The sequence below is a fragment of the Streptomyces sp. NPDC002206 genome (assembly GCF_053593595.1).
This window is the reverse complement of the sequence record NZ_JBSFCW010000034.1, coordinates 1-16,995: the sequence shown is the minus strand read 5'-3', so window position 1 is coordinate 16,995 and position 16,995 is coordinate 1. Positions and strand designations below refer to the sequence as shown.

Sequence of the window (16,995 nt, the reverse complement as noted above, 5' to 3'; positions counted from 1 at the left end):
CGACCCCGGAAGGGGCCCTGACCGGCCCGGTGTCACCCCCGGGGGGACGGCAGGCCCGGCAACAATCAGGGCTGTCCCGACAGCGCGTTCTGCCCGAAATGCGACCCTCATCTGCCTGCCGTAGCGTGATGCGAGGGCCAGCCAAGGTGTGGCGGAAAACCCTCCGTCCATACGGTGAGAACTTGGTCTTTCGTCGGTCGGCCCGTCCGTGCCCACTCCAGGGACACCGAATCGCGGCACCGCAACCACCAACGACCCGCTTCGCGCAATCCCGCGCGTACCGCGCCGCAGTGGCGGCCGTCTGCCGGCGGATGTCCCCGACCTGTTCAGGGCTCGGCCGTGTGGACCACCGTCCGCTAGGAGGAGATCCATGGCGGTACTCTGCAAGCCGGCAATCGCAGTTCCCGAGTACGTCATCACCAAGGACGAAACTCTCGAACTGGCAGAACGGTTGCACGGCGACCATCCGCAGCTCAGTCTCGTCCTGCGTCTGATCGAGAACACCGGTGTGCAGAAACGGCATCTGATCCAGCCGATCGAAAAGGTGCTGGAGCACCCGGGGTTCGATGCCCGCAGCATCGTCTACGAGGCGCAGACCAAGGACCGAGTGCCGGCTGTTGTCCGCCAGGCACTCGACCAGGCGGAACTCGAGCCGTCACAGATCGACTTGATCATCTACGTCTCCTGCACCGGCTTCATGATGCCTCCGCCGACCGCATGGCTCATCGGCAAGATGGGCTTCCGGCCGGAGACGCGACAGATGCCGATCGCCCAGCTCGGCTGCGCCGCCGGTGGTGCGTCCGTCAACCGGGCGCACGACTTCTGCACGGCCTACCCCGACGCCAACGTCCTCATCGTCGCCTGCGAGTTCTGCTCGCTGTGCTACCAGCCCACCGATCTGGGTGTGGGATCCCTGCTGTCCAACGGCCTGTTCGGCGACGGAATCGCCGCGGCAGTGGTACGGGGCCACGGCGGCACCGGGATCCGCCTGGAGCGCAACGGTTCGTACATCATCCCGGACACCGAGGACTGGATCTCCTACGCCGTCCGGTCCACGGGATTCCACTTCCAGCTCGACAAGCGCGTGCCCGGGACCATGGAGCCACTGGCCCCGGCCCTCAAAGCTGTCGCGGACCAGCACCAGTGGAACGCCAGCAAGCTGGACTTCTACATCATCCACGCGGGTGGTCCGCGCATCCTGGACGACCTGAGCCTCTTCCTCGACGTGCCGCCCGAGGCGTTCCGCTTCAGCCGGGCGACGCTCACCGAGTACGGCAACATAGCCAGTGCGGTGGTACTCGACGCCCTGGCCCGCATGTTCGACGAGGCATCAGCCCTCCACGGCCAGCGCGGCATGATGGCCGGCTTCGGACCGGGCATCACCGCCGAGATCTCCCTGGGAACCTGGACCTCGGGGCCCGAGGCAGAGGGCTGAGCCGCTCAACAGCACGGTGTGGGCGCCCGGCAACCCGACCTGGGAGCCTCGCAACCACACCGCCCCGACCCCCGGTCCTCAAGCGCCTTCCGCAGCCTGAGGACCGGGGGCAGTACGTGCGGAGCAGCCCATGGCTCGCTGCCGCGGGAGCCCGGGAGAGCCGGCGGGGCGGCTCACGGACCCGGATATCGACGCCCTGCCGCGAACCGCAGCCCCGCACCCGTTCCCGTACCACCGAAATCCGGCCGATCCCGATCGTCTACATTCACCGGCCATGACAAGACCATCCGATGCTGTCCCCCGCAGCCCTCAGTCGCTCGCGCGGGCTGCACAGATCCTCATAGGGCTGTACGCCCTGCTCGACCCCACGCGGCCGAAGCTCTTCGATGCGACCGACGACGGGCTCTTCTACTCCCGCTACGTGTCGGCCTCCTTCCTCGTGGGGCTCGCCACGCTCGTCACCTTCCTGCTCTGGTTCCGCCGATGCCGGTACAACGCCCAGGCGTTGTCGGTCGGCCCGTTCGCCCACACACCGGGCTGGGCGGTGGGCGCCTGGTTCACGCCGGTACTGATGTGGTGGCGACCCCGTCGTATAGCTCTCGACATCCACCGGGCCGTCGGCCACGACCCCGCCCCGGACACCACCGTCACACTCATCAACGCCTGGTGGGCGACGTGGATCGCGCACATGGTGGGAGCCGTGATGGCCACCTCCACGAGCTACACCGACTCCGTCGTTCTCTCGGTGGCGAGCCAGGCTCTGTATCTGATCGCCGCGGTGTTCGTCATCCTGGTCATCCAGCGGATCACCGCCGCGCAGACGAGGGCCGTCGCCACGTACGTACCGACCCAGGTACCGGCTGCCTGAGCGCCCTGCAACGGTTACGCGTAGGTCGGCACCGAGTGCTGGGCCGACCGGCCCGAGGGCCACATCTGACGCTCGCCGACACCTGCGTAACCCGATTGCACGGGTTCAGATTCAGTCGCGCGGAAGCCGCATCGCCAGGCCGTCGAGGACGACTTCCAGGCCGTAGGCGAACTTGGTTTCGCGGATCTCGACGGGGTCGAGGGCCACGGGAGCGGCGTAGGCGTCGGCGAGGTGGTCGTGGTCGGCCGCGGCCCGCTGGGCGGCGGGCATGAGGCGGGCGATGAAGTCGGCCTCGGTCTCGCCGGAGCGGGCGATCGTGGTGAGCCAGGCCGCCTCCGTGGTGCTCATGCCGATGACGTACGACAGGACGGTGTCGATCGCACGGCTCGGCTCGGGAAAGCCGGCGGCCGTGAACAGGGCGGCCAGTCGCTCGGAGAAGGACATGAGGTTGGGGCCCAGGTAGGCGAGGCCCGCCTGGCCGAGGACCGAGGACAGCCACGGGTGGCGCAGGGCCGTCGCCCGGAAGGACCGGGCGGCCTCGGTGGCGGCGGCGCGCCAGCCGGGGCTGTCGGCCTCGGGGTCTCCCCGGACGAAGTCCGGGGAGGGGACGGTGATCTCAGCGGCGACCTCGTCCACCGCGAGCTCCATCAGCTCGTCCTTGGTCGCGACGTGCCGGTAGAGGGAGGTCGCGCCGGCGTTCAGGCGGGCGCCGAGCTTGCGCATGCTGAGCGCCTCGATGCCCTCGGCATCCAGCATGACGATCGCCTCGCGGACGATCGCGGCCCGGCTGAGTGCGGGCTGGTCGGGCGCGGGCTGCTGCCGGGCCCACACGGACGGGATCGGGTTCGTCCTGGCGGTCATGGCGCCTCCTAATGCGTACACCGTTCGCATCCAGCGTACATGAAGGAGGGTTGCGCACGCTGTGCCCAGTTGCGTACAGTGTGCGCATCGAAGGAACAGCGTGCGCAGCCGAAAGGAAATCCCATGGAAACCCGCAATCCCCGCCGCTGGTGGATCCTCATCGTGCTGTGCCTGAGCACGCTGGTCCTGGTGATCGACAGCATGGCGCTGACCGTCGCGGTGCCGTCGATGACCGAGGACATCGGCGCGAGCGCCCAGGACATCCAGTGGATCCTCGACTCCTACATCCTGGTATTCGCCGGGCTCCTGCTCACCTCCGGCAGCCTCGGTGACCGGTTCGGCCGCCGAAAGATCATGATCATCGGCCTGCTGCTCTTCGGGGCGGCGTCGCTGGCCGCGACCTTCTGCACGAATCCCGGCGAGGTGATCGCTGCGCGGGTCGCGATGGGCGTCGGCGGGGCGCTGATCATGCCCTCGACACTGTCGATCCTCATCACCGTCTTCGACGAGGAGGAACGCCCCAAGGCGATGGCGGCGTGGGGCTCGGTGTCGATGCTCGGCCTGGTCGGCAGCCCAGTGCTCGGCGGCGTGCTGATCGACCACTTCTCCTGGCACTCGATCTTCTTCATCAACGTCCCGGTCGTCGCACTGGCCGTCCTGGCGGCCCTCATCCTCATGCCGGAGTCGAAGGGGCCGTGGCAGAAGCCCGACCCGCTCGGCGCGGTGCTGTCCGCGGCCGGCATGACCGCCCTCATCTGGTGGATCATCGAGCTCCCGCAGCACGGCGCCTTCGGCGGCCGCTCGGCGATCACCCTGGCCGTCGCGGTGATCGCCCTCGGCGGGTTCGTGGTCTGGGAGAACGTCACCCCCGCACCGATGGTGCCGCTGGTCCTGTTCAAGCACCGCAACTTCAGCGGCGGTTCGCTCTCGCTGACCCTCGTGCAGATCGGCAACGGCGGCCTGCTGCTGGTGCTCACCCAGTACCTGCAGTTCGTCCTCGGCTACTCGCCGGTCAAGGCGGGCCTCGCGTTCGTGCCGCTGGCCGTCGCCGCGCTGATCGGCAACACCGTCGGCGCCGGACTCGCCGCGAAGATCGGCAACCGCTTCCTGGTGCTGGCCGGGATGCTCGTCATGGCCTCCTCCTTCGCACTGCTGACCACCGTCTCGGCAGACTCCGGCTTCACCGTCCCGGCGGTCGCGCTCGGACTGCTCGGCCTCGGCGCCGGCCTCGCGATGCCGGCCGCGGTCGGCGCACTGATGGGCACCATCCCGCCGGAGAAGGCCGGCGTCGGCTCCGCCCTCAACGACACCATCCAGCAGGCCGGCACCGCGCTCGGCATCGCGATCCTCGGCTCGCTGCTGACGAGCGGCTTCCGCAGCGAGATGCCAGCCGACGCACCCGAGCAGGCCAAGCAGTCGATCGCCGGCGCACTGACCGCCGCCCACGGCGACACCGGCCTCGTCCACGCCGCCCGGGAGGCGTTCACCGCCTCGATGTCGGCCACCTTCACCGTCAGCGCGATCGGCGTCCTCGCCGCCGCCCTCCTGGCGACCCTGGTCATGCGCGACACCAAGCCCGAGCCTGCCGCGGCCCCGGCGGAGGAGTCCGAACTCGTCGCCTGACGTCGCCGAACGACCGGCGCCCACCAGCGGGGCCTCATCCGCGTCACCGGATGAGGCCCCGCTACCCGTGCTTCCTCTCTTTCCCCGCCTTCGCTGCGCACTCCACCCAGAGCAGCTTCCCGCCCTGCCCCGGCAGGCCGCCGCGCATCGGGTGCGCGCCCCAGCTGTCCGCCCAGAGGGTCACGAGGTAGAGCCCGCGCCCACGTTCGGCGAGCTCCGCCGGGGCCTCCGCGCTCCATTCGAACGGTGCCGGGATGTGCGGGTTGGTGTCCCGGACGCTCAGTCTGATCCGATGCCGCCCGGCATCGCGCAGACGTAGGGAGTACGGGCCCTTGGAGTACAGGTACGCGTTGGTGACCAGCTCGCTCGCCAGGAGTTCGGCAGTTTCGGCGAGCTCGCTCATGCCGTGTACGCGCAGGACGGTACGGAGGGTGGCGCGAGCTACGCCGGGGGCACGGGGATCCTGTGGGAGTTGGAGGGTGTACGTCCAGGGCGGCGTTACGGTGGCCAGGACCATGGAAGTCTCCGATCGCGGAGGGAAGTTGGATCGTGCGTTTCTGCTTGCCCGGTGACGAGGCCGCTCCGTCGAGCGGGGTACTTCCGGGCGGGTGGCCTGGATCAGAGACTAGGTTCCCGCAAGGATTCTTTGCGTCTGCTGACCGGAATCCTTGAAGAGATCCACTCGTGTGAGTGACAGACCAACTCGTTAGATTTCTGAGGAGAGTTCGAGATGGCAGGCAGGGCCGCCCCTACCGCGCGCCGCGCCCGACTCGGCGCCGAGTTGCGCAAACTGCGCGAGCGGGCCGGGATGACCACCACGCAGGCAGCAGACCTCCTCGGCACCAGTTCCGGGCAGTTGAGCAACATCGAAGTGGCGCGATTCGGGGTGAGCGCCGACCGCGTACGCGTCATGGCCCACACTTACTCGTGCACGGATCCAACGCTGATCGAAGCTCTGGTCGCCATGACTGGTGACCGCAAACGTGGCTGGTGGGAGGAGTACCGGGACATCCTGCCGCCCAAACTCCTCGACCTCGCCGAGATCGAGCACCACGGCACCAGCCTCCACGCGGCGCACAGCATCCACATCCCTGGGCTGCTGCAGACGGTCGATCACGCTCGGGAGATCTACCGGCAGGCCGTGCCCGAGATGTCACCGCCTGAGATCGAGCACCGCGTCTCGTACCGCATCAAACGCCAGACGGTGCTGTACGGGCAGGACGCCGCCCCCTATCACGCGGTCATTCATGAAGCTGCACTCCGCATGCGGTTCGGGGGCGCAGATGTGGCCCGTGCCCAGCTTCAGCACTTGCTGAAGGTGAGCGAACAGACCCACGTGACCATGCGCGTGATCCCGTTCGAAGCCACGTACTACCCGGGCTCGGGGCAGTCGCTGTACTACGTACGCGGACCGGTGCCCGCACTCGATACCGCCCAGCTCGACCAGTCCCACGGCCCGGTGTTCATCGCCTCCGAGGCCCAACTGTCGCAGTACCGACTCCTACTCGATCGGCTCGACGCGGCTGCGCTGAGCCCCGAGCACTCGCGAGAACTTATCCACAACATCGCCCAGGACCTGTGAAAGGAACAGAGATGGCAGCATCCACCTGGCAGAGGTCGTCCTACTGCGCGCAAGGCGAGGCCTGCATACACGTCGCCGCCCACGACGACACGATCAACGTCATGGAGAGCAGCGATCCCACCGGCGCGATACTCCACACCACCCCCGCCGCCTGGGCCGCCCTCATCCGGACCGTCAAGGACACCGCCCACCATGGCTGACCGGGCGACCCCCGCCGAACTCACCTGGGTCCGCGCCGCTCCCGAGGACACAGAGGGCCCCGGCCCCTGGATCGAACTCGCCTTCGGCCCCGACGAGCTCGTCCACCTTCGAGAGACCAGCGACCCGACCAACATCGTCACGACCACCCGGACGAAATGGGAGGCCTTCACCAAGGGCGTCGTGGCCGGCGAGTTCGACCACTTCGCCGAACACGACAACCAGGGCCCGGCCACCCCGTCCTGATTGCTCGGCGCCGGCCTGCCAGACAGCACGAGCCGGCGTGCGGAACACCGTGCCGGGTGGCAGCGTGCCCGGTTCCGATCACCGAGTCCCGGCGGCAAGGGGTACCGGTGGAACCGGGAGCGTTCCTTCTCCCGACGGCGATGCGCCACTCACTGACCGCTTCTCCGGAACTGTCCGGAACTGTCCTCCGTTCCTCCGACCGGCGAACGTTCGCTACGCAACGAACTCGTCCGCGCATTGAACTCGCTGCTGTCCGGGCACAACAGAGCACATCGTCACCGTCAGGCCCCGGCAGCAAGGACTGATCCATGAACCGTCTCGCGCGCTCGATAAACATCACGGAAGACGTACCGGGCCGGATTCTGCACTGGAACTTCTTCATCGGCGGCCACTTGAGTGCCTCGGTACCCGTACGCCTCGTCGAGCGCACGGACGAGGGTCAGCTGGTGTGGATGGAGACAGGCGCACCCATGTGGCGCACGGAGCTCCCCGGCGGCGCACATCTTCGCGACATCGCCCCGGACGACCGACCCGCCGCCGGATACCCGGTGGTCCCCGGCCGCTGGCCGATGGGCAGCGCCCTGTTCTACCAGCCCACCGGTGCCGCGCATTCCGTACTCTGGCTCTTCGGCCGCAGGGGGAAGTTCCGTGGTTGGTACGTGAATCTGGAGCGCCGCGTCCACCACGGCGACGACATCGACATCGCCGACCACGAGCTCGACATCAATGTGGCGCCGGACCGGTCCTGGCAGTGGAAGGACGAGGAATCCTTCGCCGAGAAGACCGGCCACCCCGTCTACTGGTCGGCCGATGAAGCGGCAGCCATCCGCGCCGAGGGCACGAGAGTCGCGCGGCTCGTCGAGGCCGGAACCTTTCCCTTCGACGGCTCCTGGTGCGACTTCCGGCCGCCGAGGACCTGGACGACACCGCCCCGCCCGCCGGGTCCCCGCCGCCCCATTCTCTGACTTTCCCTCAACTCGCCTGCCCTGATGGGCGCAGTCACGGAAGGGAGGGGGCCTCGGCCAGGGCGGCGGGATGCCGATCGTTGCCCGGGGTCACCCCCCGTGATACACAGAGTAACCATACATATGTGGTCACACACGGATTCGATCCGCAGGTCAGAGCGGTCGGACCGGTCAAACGTGCGAGATCCCATGAAAGAGAGCCGCCAAGTCGTCGCACCAGGACGGTTTCATCAGCGAAGATGGAGAGTGACCCGTGCCATGTGGCAGGGGCAGTGAACTACCCAACAGGGGCGGTGACTTACATGGTCCTGGCAGCTGACACTGATAAGGGCGGTATCAGCACCATCATCAACGGCATCGCACCCAAGTGGGGGCCGTTCGGAGCCCTGGGCGACGAAGCCAAGGTGATGATCGAGGTCGTCATGGCCGTTGCCATCCTGCTCTGCTTCGGCATCGCCATCTGGGGAGCGGCCAAGCAGCGCATCGGCGCGACGGCGCTGCGCGACACGTTCAGCGCAGAACAGGGCAAGGGCCTGATTGTTGCTGGTTTGACCGGTGTGTTCATCATCGGATCGCTGGGAACCCTGTTCACCATCGTCTACGGCATGGCCATCTAACCATCCGTCAGCCTGCCCGGATGCGCCCCCGCTCCGGTTCCGCTCCCACACCACCCGTCCGTCGTGCCCACCGACAGAGGTTGCGTCTCCCTGATGTCGAGTCACCACACCGCGCCCACGCGGAAACCAGTACGGCTACCGTCGTACCACGCGGAATCGCACATGGTTGAGGGGGCCTACGCGGCATGAGTCTCGGCGACGACGGCTACGGCAGCGATTCGCGCTCGGGCCGTACAGACGATGGATACAGCACTCTCGGCGGTACGCGCCAGACCCGTACCCGATTCGCCGACGGCACAGGCGGCGACGGATACGGCGGCAGCCGCCGCCCGGCCCGCAGCTCGCGGTCCCTGATCACGGTGGTCGGTGTGGTCGTTCTGCTCGTCGCGGCTATCGCGTTCGCGAACCTGGGCGGGAGCGGTGACGACAGCGGCTCCTCGGGCGGGAGCGGCGGCAACAAGGCGGGGGCGGCGCCCACCGCGGCGACGGGCACGAAGCCGGTGACGGGGAAGAACGGCACGATCGCGTCGGGGTTCGCGCACGATGAGCAGGGTGCGCAGAGCGCGGCGGCGAACTACTCGGTGGCGCTCGTGTCCGCCGACATCCTCAAGCCGGTCCAGCGTGCCGCGATCGTGCGGCAGGTCTTCGTCGCGAGCAGAGTCGACGAACTCGAAGCCAAGTTCAATGAGGCGTACAACAAGAACTTCCTCGACAGGGTCGGCCTCGACGAGGACGGCAACGCCGCCGCGGGCATGACCTACGTTTCGCGGACCGCTCCTGTCGGAACCAAAGTGACCCAGTCCTCGGCCACCTCCACCACTGTGGAGGTGTGGTGCACCGGGGTCTTCGGCACAGCCGGTGTCAGCTCGACAAACCCGGTCAGCAACGACTGGTTCACCATGACGCTGAAGCTCCAGTGGGAAGCCAACGACTGGAAGGTCGACAGCTTCTCCCAGAAGGAGGGACCGGCGCCAGTCAACACCGACCGTACGGCCTCCAACGCCGACGAGATCGCCAAGGCTGTCGAGGAGTACGGAGGGTTCACCTATGCCCGCTAGTCCACGCCACCTAGTCAAAATCGGTGCGGTCCTGGCCAGCGTCCAGGCAACGATGGTGATCCTGGCGACCCGTGTTGCCGCGGCACCTTCACCGTCGCCCACGCCATCGGGCTCGCCTTCCAAGGACAACTGCAGCCTCATCGTCGGCCCGGCCAGGGACTACTGCGAAAACGGCGACGCCGGCAGCCCCAGCACCACCTCCCCCGACGACGCCGCCAACGCCCTCGACCCCCTGTCCTCCCTCGCCCGCGGCTGCGCCGACGCCGCCGCCTGGATCGTCGGCAAGCTCAGCGACGCAGTCAAAGGCACCGCGAACGTCGACTTCACGAACCCCAAGTTTCTGCAGCAGTACGCGGTCATCTTCGCCGCCTCCACCGTGCTCACCCTCGTCCTCTGGCTGCTCGCCGTCGCCAAGCGCGCCATCCGTGGCGTTCCGGTGGCCACCGCGATCTCCGAGGCTGTCGGGTTCCTCTGGCTGACCGTGCTCGCGTCCGCGTTCACGCCGCTCATCCTCTACACGGTCGTCTCGGCGACCGATGGGGTCACCGACGTCATCGCGTCCTCCTCCGGCGGGCAGACCGATGTCTTCTTCGGGTCGTTCGCCGAGGCGCTGAGCAAGGGCTCCGACATCGGCGGCGGGCCGATCATGCTGATCGTCGTCTCGCTCGTGTCGATCCTCGCCGCGGGCGTGCTCTGGCTGGAGCTCGTGATCCGGGCGGCCCTGCTGTACGTCGGCGCGCTCCTCGGCGTCGTCGTCTATTCGGGTCTCGTCGACAAGAACATGTGGGGCCACGTCCGCCGCTGGGCAGGCATCATGATCGCGGTGATCATGGTGAAGCCGGTCATCGTCATCGTGCTCGGGCTGGCCGGCGCGCTCTCCTCCGACGGCGGACCGAACGCGTTCTCCGCCGTCGTCTCCGGCCTCGCCATCATCCTGCTCGCAATCTTCGCCTCGGCAATGATCTACCGCTTCGTCCCTGGCTTCGGCGACGAGATCCAGGGTGCCCGCACCAACCGCAAGCAGGCCACCGACGGCGCCCAGGCCGCCGCCCTGATCAGCTCCCCTGCCGCTCTCGTCTCCCAGGGCATCAAGACCCACAGCAGCCGCAGCGGCGGAGACAACGGCGGACAGGGCGGCGGCAACAGCGGTGGCAGGCCCGCCAACCCGGTCAGCGGCGGGGTGGCCGCGCACAGCTCCCGCAACAGCGCCGGGAGCGGGAGCGGTGGCGGATCTGTCCCCTCCGCCGCACCTCCGCCCCGCAGCGGATCGGGACCCACCTCGGGCACCCCGCACAGCAGCCGCGCCACCCGAGGCGGCGGTACAGGCAACTCAGGTAACAACCGCACAGGAGGTGGAGGGCGTTGACGACCCAGTCCCATCCGGTCACGCCTCGCCGTACGTATCTCATCGGCCGGGCCCGGCCGAACGCGATCGTCGGCAAGAACCGCGAGACCGGCGAGATCGCGCTGATCATCGTCGGCGCGTTCCTCGGCATGATGAGCGGGCTGATCGTCCCCGTCCTGTCCCTGCGGATCGTGCTGCTCACCGGCTTCCCACTGATGGCGCTGGCCATGGTGTACGTGCCGTACAAGCACCGCACCTTCTACAAATGGTTTGAGATCAACCGCAGCTTCAAGCGGTCCCTGCGCCGCGGCACCACATACCGTTCCGTCGCCATGGAAGCCGGCGTACGGGCCGACGGCCGCGAGGTCGAGATCGGGCCGCCCCCCGGCATCGGCCGGATCAACTGGCTGGCCGCGCCCTTCGGCCCGGACGAGATCGCCGTACTACTGCATGCCGACCGCCGCACCGTCACCGCGGCCATCGAGATCGAGGGGCCCGGCGTCGGGCTGCGCGACAGCGAGGACCAGGAGGCGCTGGTCGACCGCTTCGGCACGCTCCTCAAGCATGTGGCCAACGGCGACGGCTTCGTGACCCGCATTCAGATGCTGGCCCGCACCCTCCCGGCCGACCCCGACGCTCACGCCAAGGACGTGGCCCAGCGCGGCGACAAGGCGGCCCCGGGCTGGCTGCAGGAGTCGTACGACCAGCTCCAGTCGATGGTCTCCACCTCCAGCGAACAGCACCGTGCCTACCTCGTCGCCTGCATGCACTTCAACCGCGAACTGGCCGCCGAGGCGAACGCCATGGCCCGCGCCGCCCGCCCGCAGGCCGGCCGCAAGCTCGACCGGGACGCGGGCCTCGCCGTCGTCATGGCGCGCGAACTGACCGACATCTGCGCGCGCCTCGCCGAGGCGGACATCCGGGTACGCCAGCCGCTCGGCCAGAGCCGACTTGCCTCGCTCGTGCACTCGATGTACGACCCCGACCACCCCATCGACCACATCCAGGCGATGACGAAGCGCAACGCCTGGCCCGCCGAGCTGGACGCCGTCGAGCCGACGTTCCTGCAGGCCAAGACCCGCGAGTCGACGACCCGTGCGCCCTGGTGCCACGCCACGGCATGGGTGAAGGAGTGGCCGATGACGCCCGTCGGCGTCAACTTCCTGGCCCCTCTCCTCGTACACACCCCGGACGTCATCCGCACCGTCGCGGTCTGCATGGACCTCGAACCCACCGAGGTCGCCATCGAGCGGATGCTCACGGAGAAGACGAACGACGAGGCCGAGGCGAGCCGCCAGGCCAAGATGAACCGGACGGTCGACCCGCGCGACATCGCCGCCCACGGCAGGCTCGACCAGCGGGGTGAAGATCTCGCGAGCGGCGCCGCAGGGGTGAATATCGTGGGGTACATCACCGTGTCGTCGCGATCACCCGAGGCCCTCGCCCGCGACAAGCGGACGATCCGGGCCTCGGCCGGCAAGTCGTACCTGAAGCTCGAGTGGTGCGACCGCGAGCACCACCGCGCCTTTGTGAACACGCTGCCGTTCGCCACCGGCATCCGTCGCTAACCGAGAGGGAGTCACGCCATGCGAGATCCTCTGTCCGCGTTGTCGGATGCCTTCACCTCCTTCCTCTTCGGGAAGGTGGAGACGACCAGGCTGCCCGTACGAACCTCGACCGGGCAGGCCCAGGCCGTCTACCTGCCCACCGCGGCCCCCGGACTCGGCGACTCGGGCGTGATCATCGGCCGCGAGGTGTACTCCGGCAAGGGCTACATCTACGACCCCTTCCAGCTGTACGGACAGCAGCTCCCCGCCCCGCACTGGCTGGTGCTCGGGGAGTCCGGAAACGGCAAGTCCGCGCTGGAGAAGACGTACGTGCTCCGCCAGCTCAGGTTCCGCGACCGCCAGGTCGTCGTCCTCGACGCGCAGGGCGAGGACGGCGTCGGCGAGTGGAACCTCATCGCCCAGGAGCTCGGCCTCACCCCCATCAGGCTCGACCCGACCGCAGCCCTCAACGGCGGCATCCGGCTCAACCCGCTCGACCCCTCGATCACCACGACCGGTCAGCTCGCCCTGCTCCGTACGATCATCGAAGTCGCGATGGGCCACGGCCTCGACGAGCGCTCCGGCTTCGCGCTGAAGGTCGCGCACGCCTACGTCAACGAGACGATCACCGACCGGCAGCCGGTACTCACCGACATCGTCGAGCAACTGCGCCACCCGGAGCCCGAGTCCGCCGAGGCGATGAACGTCGACATAGACGACGTACGGGCCTGGGGCCTCGATGTCGCCCTTGTCCTGGACCGACTGGTCGACGGTGACCTGCGTGGCATGTTCGACGGCCCGACCTCGGCCGGCATCGACCTGGACGCTCCGCTGATCGTCTTCGACCTGTCGCACATCGACCGCAACTCGATCGCCATGCCGATCCTGATGGCGATCGTCGGCGTATGGCTGGAACACACCTGGATCAGGCCCGACCGGAAGAAACGCATCTTCCTGGTCGAGGAGGCCTGGCACATCATCAACTCCCCGTTCGTCGCCCAGCTCTTCCAGCGCCTGCTGAAGTTCGGCCGACGGCTGGGCCTGTCGTTCGTCGCCGTGGTCCACCACCTCAGCGACGTGGTCGACGGGGCCGCGGCACGCGAGGCCGCGGCGATCCTGAAGATGGCCTCGACCCGGACGATCTACGCGCAGAAGGCCGACGAGGCCAGGGCGACCGGGCGCGTACTCGGCCTGCCCCGCTGGGCGGTCGAGATCATTCCCACCCTCACCCCCGGCATCGCGGTCTGGGACGTCAACGGCAACGTACAGGTCGTCAAACACCTGATCACCGAGGCAGAACGCCCCCTCGTCTACACCGACCGTGCCATGACCGAGTCCTCGGCCGCAGATCTCCTGCCGGAGGACGTACGAGCCGCGGAGCTGGAGGCGGAGCAGCGCGCGGCACGTATTGAGCATCAGCAACGGCTCAACGAGTCGTCCGAGTCAACGGTGGCATGACATGGCGGGACGCACAGAACAGCAGACCGGACCGAGCACCGGCGGCACCGGCGGCGTCCCGGACGGTCTGCTGGTCGGCCTGCTGGGCTTCCTGCTCGGGCTGACGGTCCTCGTCTGGACGGCCACCGGCCTGTCCGGACTGTTCACGCACGGCACCTGGCCGAAGGGCGTCACCTTCACCGAGACCCCACTGGCGATGCGCCGGCTGGCGGCGTCCCCGCACGACATGCCCGCCGCCTGGCCCGACACACCGGCGGGCGAGCTCTCCGGATACGGGCTGTTCTGGGGCCTGTTCATCGGCGAGCTAATGGTGCTCATGGTGCTGACGGTGTTCGCGATGGGCGTGGTGACCCGCTGGCGAGTGGTACGTGCACGCCGGCGGGATGAGCGCCGTCAGGAACATCATGAGGAGCGTTACGCGGAGCACACTCGGCGCGCAGAGCCCGCTGCGGTGGAATCGGTGGGAATGGTGGAAGCAACCGCCCCTGCGACGCCGTCTCCTGCTCCTGCTCCTGCTGCTGAGCCGGCCCCCGCGATCACGGCCACAGCAACAGCAACAGCAACGGAAGCGCCGGCCGAGGCCGGCCCCCGGACAGAGCTCCTCCCCCTCACCCCGGTCGTCCCCTCCCCGCGCACGCCCCTCGTCGTCTACGGCCCGGCCGCCACCCGTCGCCCCGCCGTCGTACAGGCCATCCGGGAGGCCGACGGACCCGCTCTCGTCGTCACGTCCGACCCCACCGTCTGGGAGGAGACGAAGGACGCCCGCGCCAAGCTCGGCCCGGTCCTCGTCTACGACCCGGGCCACCTCTGCGACACCCCGGCCCGCCTCCACTGGTCCCCCACCGCCGGGTGCGAAGCACCGGACACGGCCGCCGCCCGCGCCATCGCCCTCCTCGCCCCGGTCCGGCCGCAGGCCCGTATCGACGCGATGACGGCCGAGACCGCGGAGACCCTCCTCCAGTGCTGGCTGCACGCCGCCGCCATAGACGGTCGGCCGTTCCGCCAGGTCCACCGCTGGGCCCTCGGTGGCAACGCCCATGAACCGGTACGACTCCTCCGCACCCACACCAAGGCCGCCTCCGGCCTCGCCGGCCTGCTGGAGTCCGCGCTCACCGGTCATCCTGAACGCCGGGAGATGGCGCAGGAGCTGACGGTACGGGCGTTCGCCGCACTCTCCTCGGTCCACATCCGCGAAGCCTGCACGCCGAACCGATCCGATTCGCTCGCGCTGGAATCTTTTGCGAGCGAAGGGGGCACTCTTTATGTGGTCGGTGAACCCATCGAGGACCCTCGCTCCGGACCGGGTGCGATGCCGCTGCTCACCGCCCTCGCCTCACACGTGGTCGAGCACGGCCGCCGCATGGCCGCACGGTCAACCGACGGTCGGCTCGACCCACCAATGACGCTCGTCCTCGACGATGTCGCGGCTGTGGCGCCTCTTCCCCAGCTCCCGGAGCTGCTCTCGACGAACCAGGACCAGGCCCTGCCGACGCTGGTTCTTCTCCGCTCGAAGGAACAGGCCCGAGCCCGCTGGACGTCCCCGCTCCAGCCGTAACTCGGTGGCCGGAGCCGCGGCCAGGACCGGGACTTCGGGCAACAGCCCCTGAACCGGCCGAATCCGGTCCGGGGCGACAGCGGACCGCACCAGCACTGAAGACGTCAGACGGGGCGGACGATCTCGTACTCCAGCTCCAGCGCCGTCGGATCGTCCGGTACGGCAAGGGTCTCCCCGGTCGGCGCGAAGCCGAACCGCCGGTAGAAGGCAGCAGCCCGCGGATTGTTCTCATGCACGTAGAGCCGCACCCGCTCGATCCGCGGCTCGCCCAGTGACCACGCCCATTCGACCCCGGCGCGGAACAACTGCTCGGTCAGCCCGCTGCCCCGCGCCTCCGGCCGCACGAACACCCCGACCACATGGGCCTGGTGGACCTTGGCCGGTTCGCCGAACCGCAGATCCTCGTCCGGCCGCTCGACAAGCACGCTGATCGACCCCGCCCAGCTCCCGTCGGGCGCCTCGGCGACGAACTGACGCACCTCGTCACCACTGGCCTCGGCCCCACCGGCCGTGCGGCCCTGCCAGAACTCGTCGGGCTGGGCCACAGCCTGCTCGTACGTCTCCAGAAAGGCCACCGGCGCCACAGGATCCTGCAGAGCGGCGAGCCGGAGTTCCTTGGCGAGCGTCCATTCCTCGGCGCGCACAGGGCGAATCACATAGTCCATGCACGGATCCTGCCCCTCCCCATGTCTCCCAGCAATCGAATTCCTGCCCCCGCCCCGTACCTCAGCTCGTACCGTCTACTCCCGTGACAGACATGGATGACGAGATCAACGACGAGATGGCCGGCCTGCTCGCGGCCTATGACGAGCAGATGCGGGGCGTGCCGCCCAACCCTCCGGCGGGAGTCAGCTACGAACAGGACGGTCCCCTGACCCGGACCGTCGGCCAGTTCCGCGGCTTCATCAGCGCCCCGCGCGACGTGCAGGTACGCGGCGCCGAACTCGACGCACTGATCGCCCGTCAGCGTGACCGATTCGCCGCCCGGGGAGAGGCGGTGGAGTGGAAGATACGCGGCCATGACCTGCCGTCCGACCTCACCGACCGCCTGCGCGCCGCAGGTTTTGCAGCGGAGGCGGAGGAGACCGTCCTCATCGGCCGCGCCAAGGACATGGCATCACCGCCCGTACTCCCGGACGGCGTTGTACTCCGCCAGGTCACCGAACGCGCGGACATGCACCGCATTGCGGCACTGGAATCGACTATCTGGGGCCAGGACCTGACCATGATCGGTGACGACCTGGCGGGCCGCGTCGCTGCTGCCCCGGACGACCTCGTCGTCCTGGTCGCCGAGGCGGACGGCGAAGTCGTCTCCGCGGCTTGGCTGGTCCTCCGCACGGACACCGAATTCGCCGGCCTGTGGGGCGGCTCGACGCTCTCCGCCTGGCGCGGACGTGGCATCTACCGCGCTCTGGTCGCCGCCCGAGCCCACATCGCAGCAGCCCGCGGAGTCACTTATCTGCAAGTGGACGCGTCCAGCGACAGCGCACCGATCCTGCGCCGCCTGGGCTTCCACGCAGTCACCACCACGACCCCTTATGTATGGTCGCCGCGGCAGGAAACGGCCGGCCCGTAAACGCAGAAAAGCCCCGCACCAGAGGTGCGGGGCTTTCCCGGAATAATTGTTCGGCGGCGTC

17 protein-coding genes are annotated in these 16,995 nt (G+C 68.6%); 14 read left to right on the top strand and 3 right to left on the bottom strand.

Annotated features, from left to right (window positions below):
* Positions 1–370: 370 nt before the first annotated feature.
* Together ACWCP8_RS34480 and ACWCP8_RS34475 are read left to right on the top strand one after the other, a co-directional pair.
* On the top strand, positions 371–1,435 hold the full coding sequence (locus ACWCP8_RS34480; RefSeq protein WP_451120215.1) for a type III polyketide synthase: 1,065 nt from the start codon (positions 371–373) through the stop codon (positions 1,433–1,435).
* A gap of 274 nt (positions 1,436–1,709) precedes the next feature.
* Positions 1,710–2,303 carry a DUF4328 domain-containing protein gene (locus ACWCP8_RS34475; RefSeq protein ID WP_451120213.1) on the top strand — a complete coding sequence of 198 codons (594 nt, stop codon included), beginning with the start codon at positions 1,710–1,712 and terminating at the stop codon, positions 2,301–2,303.
* A 111-nt stretch (positions 2,304–2,414) separates the two neighbouring features.
* On the opposite strand, the gene ACWCP8_RS34470 is transcribed toward ACWCP8_RS34475, so the two are convergent.
* Complete coding sequence (locus tag ACWCP8_RS34470) at positions 2,415–3,164, bottom strand: TetR/AcrR family transcriptional regulator (protein WP_352268802.1); 750 nt, start codon at positions 3,162–3,164, stop codon at positions 2,415–2,417.
* A 123-nt stretch (positions 3,165–3,287) separates the two neighbouring features.
* Here ACWCP8_RS34470 and ACWCP8_RS34465 point away from each other — a divergent pair, with 123 nt between their 5' ends.
* A complete protein-coding gene (locus tag ACWCP8_RS34465) occupies positions 3,288–4,787 on the top strand; it encodes an MFS transporter (protein ID WP_451120212.1) in 1,500 nt (499 codons plus the stop codon).
* Between the two features lie 61 nt (positions 4,788–4,848).
* Here the strand turns inward: ACWCP8_RS34465 and ACWCP8_RS34460 are convergent, their stop codons facing one another.
* Entirely contained in the window at positions 4,849–5,304 is a 456-nt protein-coding gene (locus ACWCP8_RS34460) for an ATP-binding protein (protein ID WP_451120211.1), read from the bottom strand.
* A 213-nt stretch (positions 5,305–5,517) separates the two neighbouring features.
* Here ACWCP8_RS34460 and ACWCP8_RS34455 point away from each other — a divergent pair, with 213 nt between their 5' ends.
* From ACWCP8_RS34455 to ACWCP8_RS34410, 10 genes are all read left to right on the top strand, one after another.
* Positions 5,518–6,369, top strand: a complete 852-nt coding sequence (locus tag ACWCP8_RS34455) for a Scr1 family TA system antitoxin-like transcriptional regulator (RefSeq protein WP_451120209.1) — start codon at positions 5,518–5,520, stop codon at positions 6,367–6,369.
* 11 nt (positions 6,370–6,380) lie between these two features.
* Positions 6,381–6,569 carry a DUF397 domain-containing protein gene (locus ACWCP8_RS34450; protein WP_451120207.1) on the top strand — a complete coding sequence of 63 codons (189 nt, stop codon included), beginning with the start codon at positions 6,381–6,383 and terminating at the stop codon, positions 6,567–6,569.
* Positions 6,562–6,813, top strand: coding sequence for a DUF397 domain-containing protein (locus tag ACWCP8_RS34445; protein WP_451120205.1), 252 nt, complete (start codon positions 6,562–6,564; stop codon positions 6,811–6,813). The genes ACWCP8_RS34450 and ACWCP8_RS34445 overlap by 8 nt, the downstream gene beginning before the upstream one ends.
* 308 nt (positions 6,814–7,121) lie before the next feature.
* Positions 7,122–7,778 (top strand): DUF402 domain-containing protein, encoded by a 657-nt coding sequence (locus ACWCP8_RS34440; protein ID WP_352268706.1) that lies wholly within the window; start codon positions 7,122–7,124, stop codon positions 7,776–7,778.
* Positions 7,779–8,080: 302 nt separating this feature from the next.
* On the top strand, positions 8,081–8,395 hold the full coding sequence (locus tag ACWCP8_RS34435; protein WP_030924923.1) for a hypothetical protein: 315 nt from the start codon (positions 8,081–8,083) through the stop codon (positions 8,393–8,395).
* Between the two features lie 185 nt (positions 8,396–8,580).
* On the top strand, positions 8,581–9,453 hold the full coding sequence (locus ACWCP8_RS34430) for a hypothetical protein (RefSeq protein ID WP_451120203.1): 873 nt from the start codon (positions 8,581–8,583) through the stop codon (positions 9,451–9,453).
* A gap of 52 nt (positions 9,454–9,505) precedes the next feature.
* Positions 9,506–10,819: a hypothetical protein gene (locus tag ACWCP8_RS34425; protein WP_451120263.1), complete on the top strand. Its 1,314-nt coding sequence runs from the start codon at positions 9,506–9,508 to the stop codon at positions 10,817–10,819.
* Entirely contained in the window at positions 10,816–12,366 is a 1,551-nt protein-coding gene (locus ACWCP8_RS34420; RefSeq protein WP_352268701.1) for an SCO6880 family protein, read from the top strand. The genes ACWCP8_RS34425 and ACWCP8_RS34420 overlap by 4 nt, the downstream gene beginning before the upstream one ends.
* Positions 12,367–12,384: 18 nt before the next feature.
* Positions 12,385–13,803, top strand: a complete 1,419-nt coding sequence (locus tag ACWCP8_RS34415; protein WP_352268700.1) for an ATP-binding protein — start codon at positions 12,385–12,387, stop codon at positions 13,801–13,803.
* A gap of 1 nt (position 13,804) precedes the next feature.
* Positions 13,805–15,358: a type VI secretion protein gene (locus tag ACWCP8_RS34410; protein ID WP_451120201.1), complete on the top strand. Its 1,554-nt coding sequence runs from the start codon at positions 13,805–13,807 to the stop codon at positions 15,356–15,358.
* A gap of 104 nt (positions 15,359–15,462) precedes the next feature.
* Here ACWCP8_RS34410 and ACWCP8_RS34405 read toward each other — a convergent pair whose 3' ends face one another.
* Positions 15,463–16,023, bottom strand: coding sequence for a GNAT family N-acetyltransferase (locus tag ACWCP8_RS34405; RefSeq protein ID WP_356003239.1), 561 nt, complete (start codon positions 16,021–16,023; stop codon positions 15,463–15,465).
* A 92-nt stretch (positions 16,024–16,115) separates the two neighbouring features.
* On the opposite strand from ACWCP8_RS34405, the gene ACWCP8_RS34400 reads away from it, so the two are divergent.
* Positions 16,116–16,934, top strand: a complete 819-nt coding sequence (locus ACWCP8_RS34400; protein WP_451120261.1) for a GNAT family N-acetyltransferase — start codon at positions 16,116–16,118, stop codon at positions 16,932–16,934.
* The last annotated feature ends 61 nt before the right edge of the window (positions 16,935–16,995 follow it).

Excerpts from the sequence above, each read along its gene's own strand:
- ACWCP8_RS34455 (WP_451120209.1), top strand. The coding sequence starts at position 5,518 with ATGGCAGGCAGGGCCGCCCCTACCGCGCGCCGCGCCCGACTCGGCGCC.
- ACWCP8_RS34450 (WP_451120207.1), top strand. The coding sequence starts at position 6,381 with ATGGCAGCATCCACCTGGCAGAGGTCGTCCTACTGCGCGCAAGGCGAG.
- ACWCP8_RS34475 (WP_451120213.1), top strand. The coding sequence starts at position 1,710 with ATGACAAGACCATCCGATGCTGTCCCCCGCAGCCCTCAGTCGCTCGCG.
- ACWCP8_RS34440 (WP_352268706.1), top strand. The coding sequence starts at position 7,122 with ATGAACCGTCTCGCGCGCTCGATAAACATCACGGAAGACGTACCGGGC.
- ACWCP8_RS34415 (WP_352268700.1), top strand. The coding sequence starts at position 12,385 with ATGCGAGATCCTCTGTCCGCGTTGTCGGATGCCTTCACCTCCTTCCTC.
- ACWCP8_RS34435 (WP_030924923.1), top strand. The coding sequence starts at position 8,081 with ATGGTCCTGGCAGCTGACACTGATAAGGGCGGTATCAGCACCATCATC.
- ACWCP8_RS34445 (WP_451120205.1), top strand. The coding sequence starts at position 6,562 with ATGGCTGACCGGGCGACCCCCGCCGAACTCACCTGGGTCCGCGCCGCT.
- ACWCP8_RS34430 (WP_451120203.1), top strand. The coding sequence starts at position 8,581 with ATGAGTCTCGGCGACGACGGCTACGGCAGCGATTCGCGCTCGGGCCGT.
- ACWCP8_RS34425 (WP_451120263.1), top strand. The coding sequence starts at position 9,506 with ATGGTGATCCTGGCGACCCGTGTTGCCGCGGCACCTTCACCGTCGCCC.
- ACWCP8_RS34470 (WP_352268802.1), bottom strand. The coding sequence starts at position 3,164 with ATGACCGCCAGGACGAACCCGATCCCGTCCGTGTGGGCCCGGCAGCAG.
- ACWCP8_RS34480 (WP_451120215.1), top strand. The coding sequence starts at position 371 with ATGGCGGTACTCTGCAAGCCGGCAATCGCAGTTCCCGAGTACGTCATC.
- ACWCP8_RS34460 (WP_451120211.1), bottom strand. The coding sequence starts at position 5,304 with ATGGTCCTGGCCACCGTAACGCCGCCCTGGACGTACACCCTCCAACTC.
- ACWCP8_RS34400 (WP_451120261.1), top strand. The coding sequence starts at position 16,116 with ATGGATGACGAGATCAACGACGAGATGGCCGGCCTGCTCGCGGCCTAT.
- ACWCP8_RS34410 (WP_451120201.1), top strand. The coding sequence starts at position 13,805 with ATGGCGGGACGCACAGAACAGCAGACCGGACCGAGCACCGGCGGCACC.
- ACWCP8_RS34405 (WP_356003239.1), bottom strand. The coding sequence starts at position 16,023 with ATGGACTATGTGATTCGCCCTGTGCGCGCCGAGGAATGGACGCTCGCC.
- ACWCP8_RS34465 (WP_451120212.1), top strand. The coding sequence starts at position 3,288 with ATGGAAACCCGCAATCCCCGCCGCTGGTGGATCCTCATCGTGCTGTGC.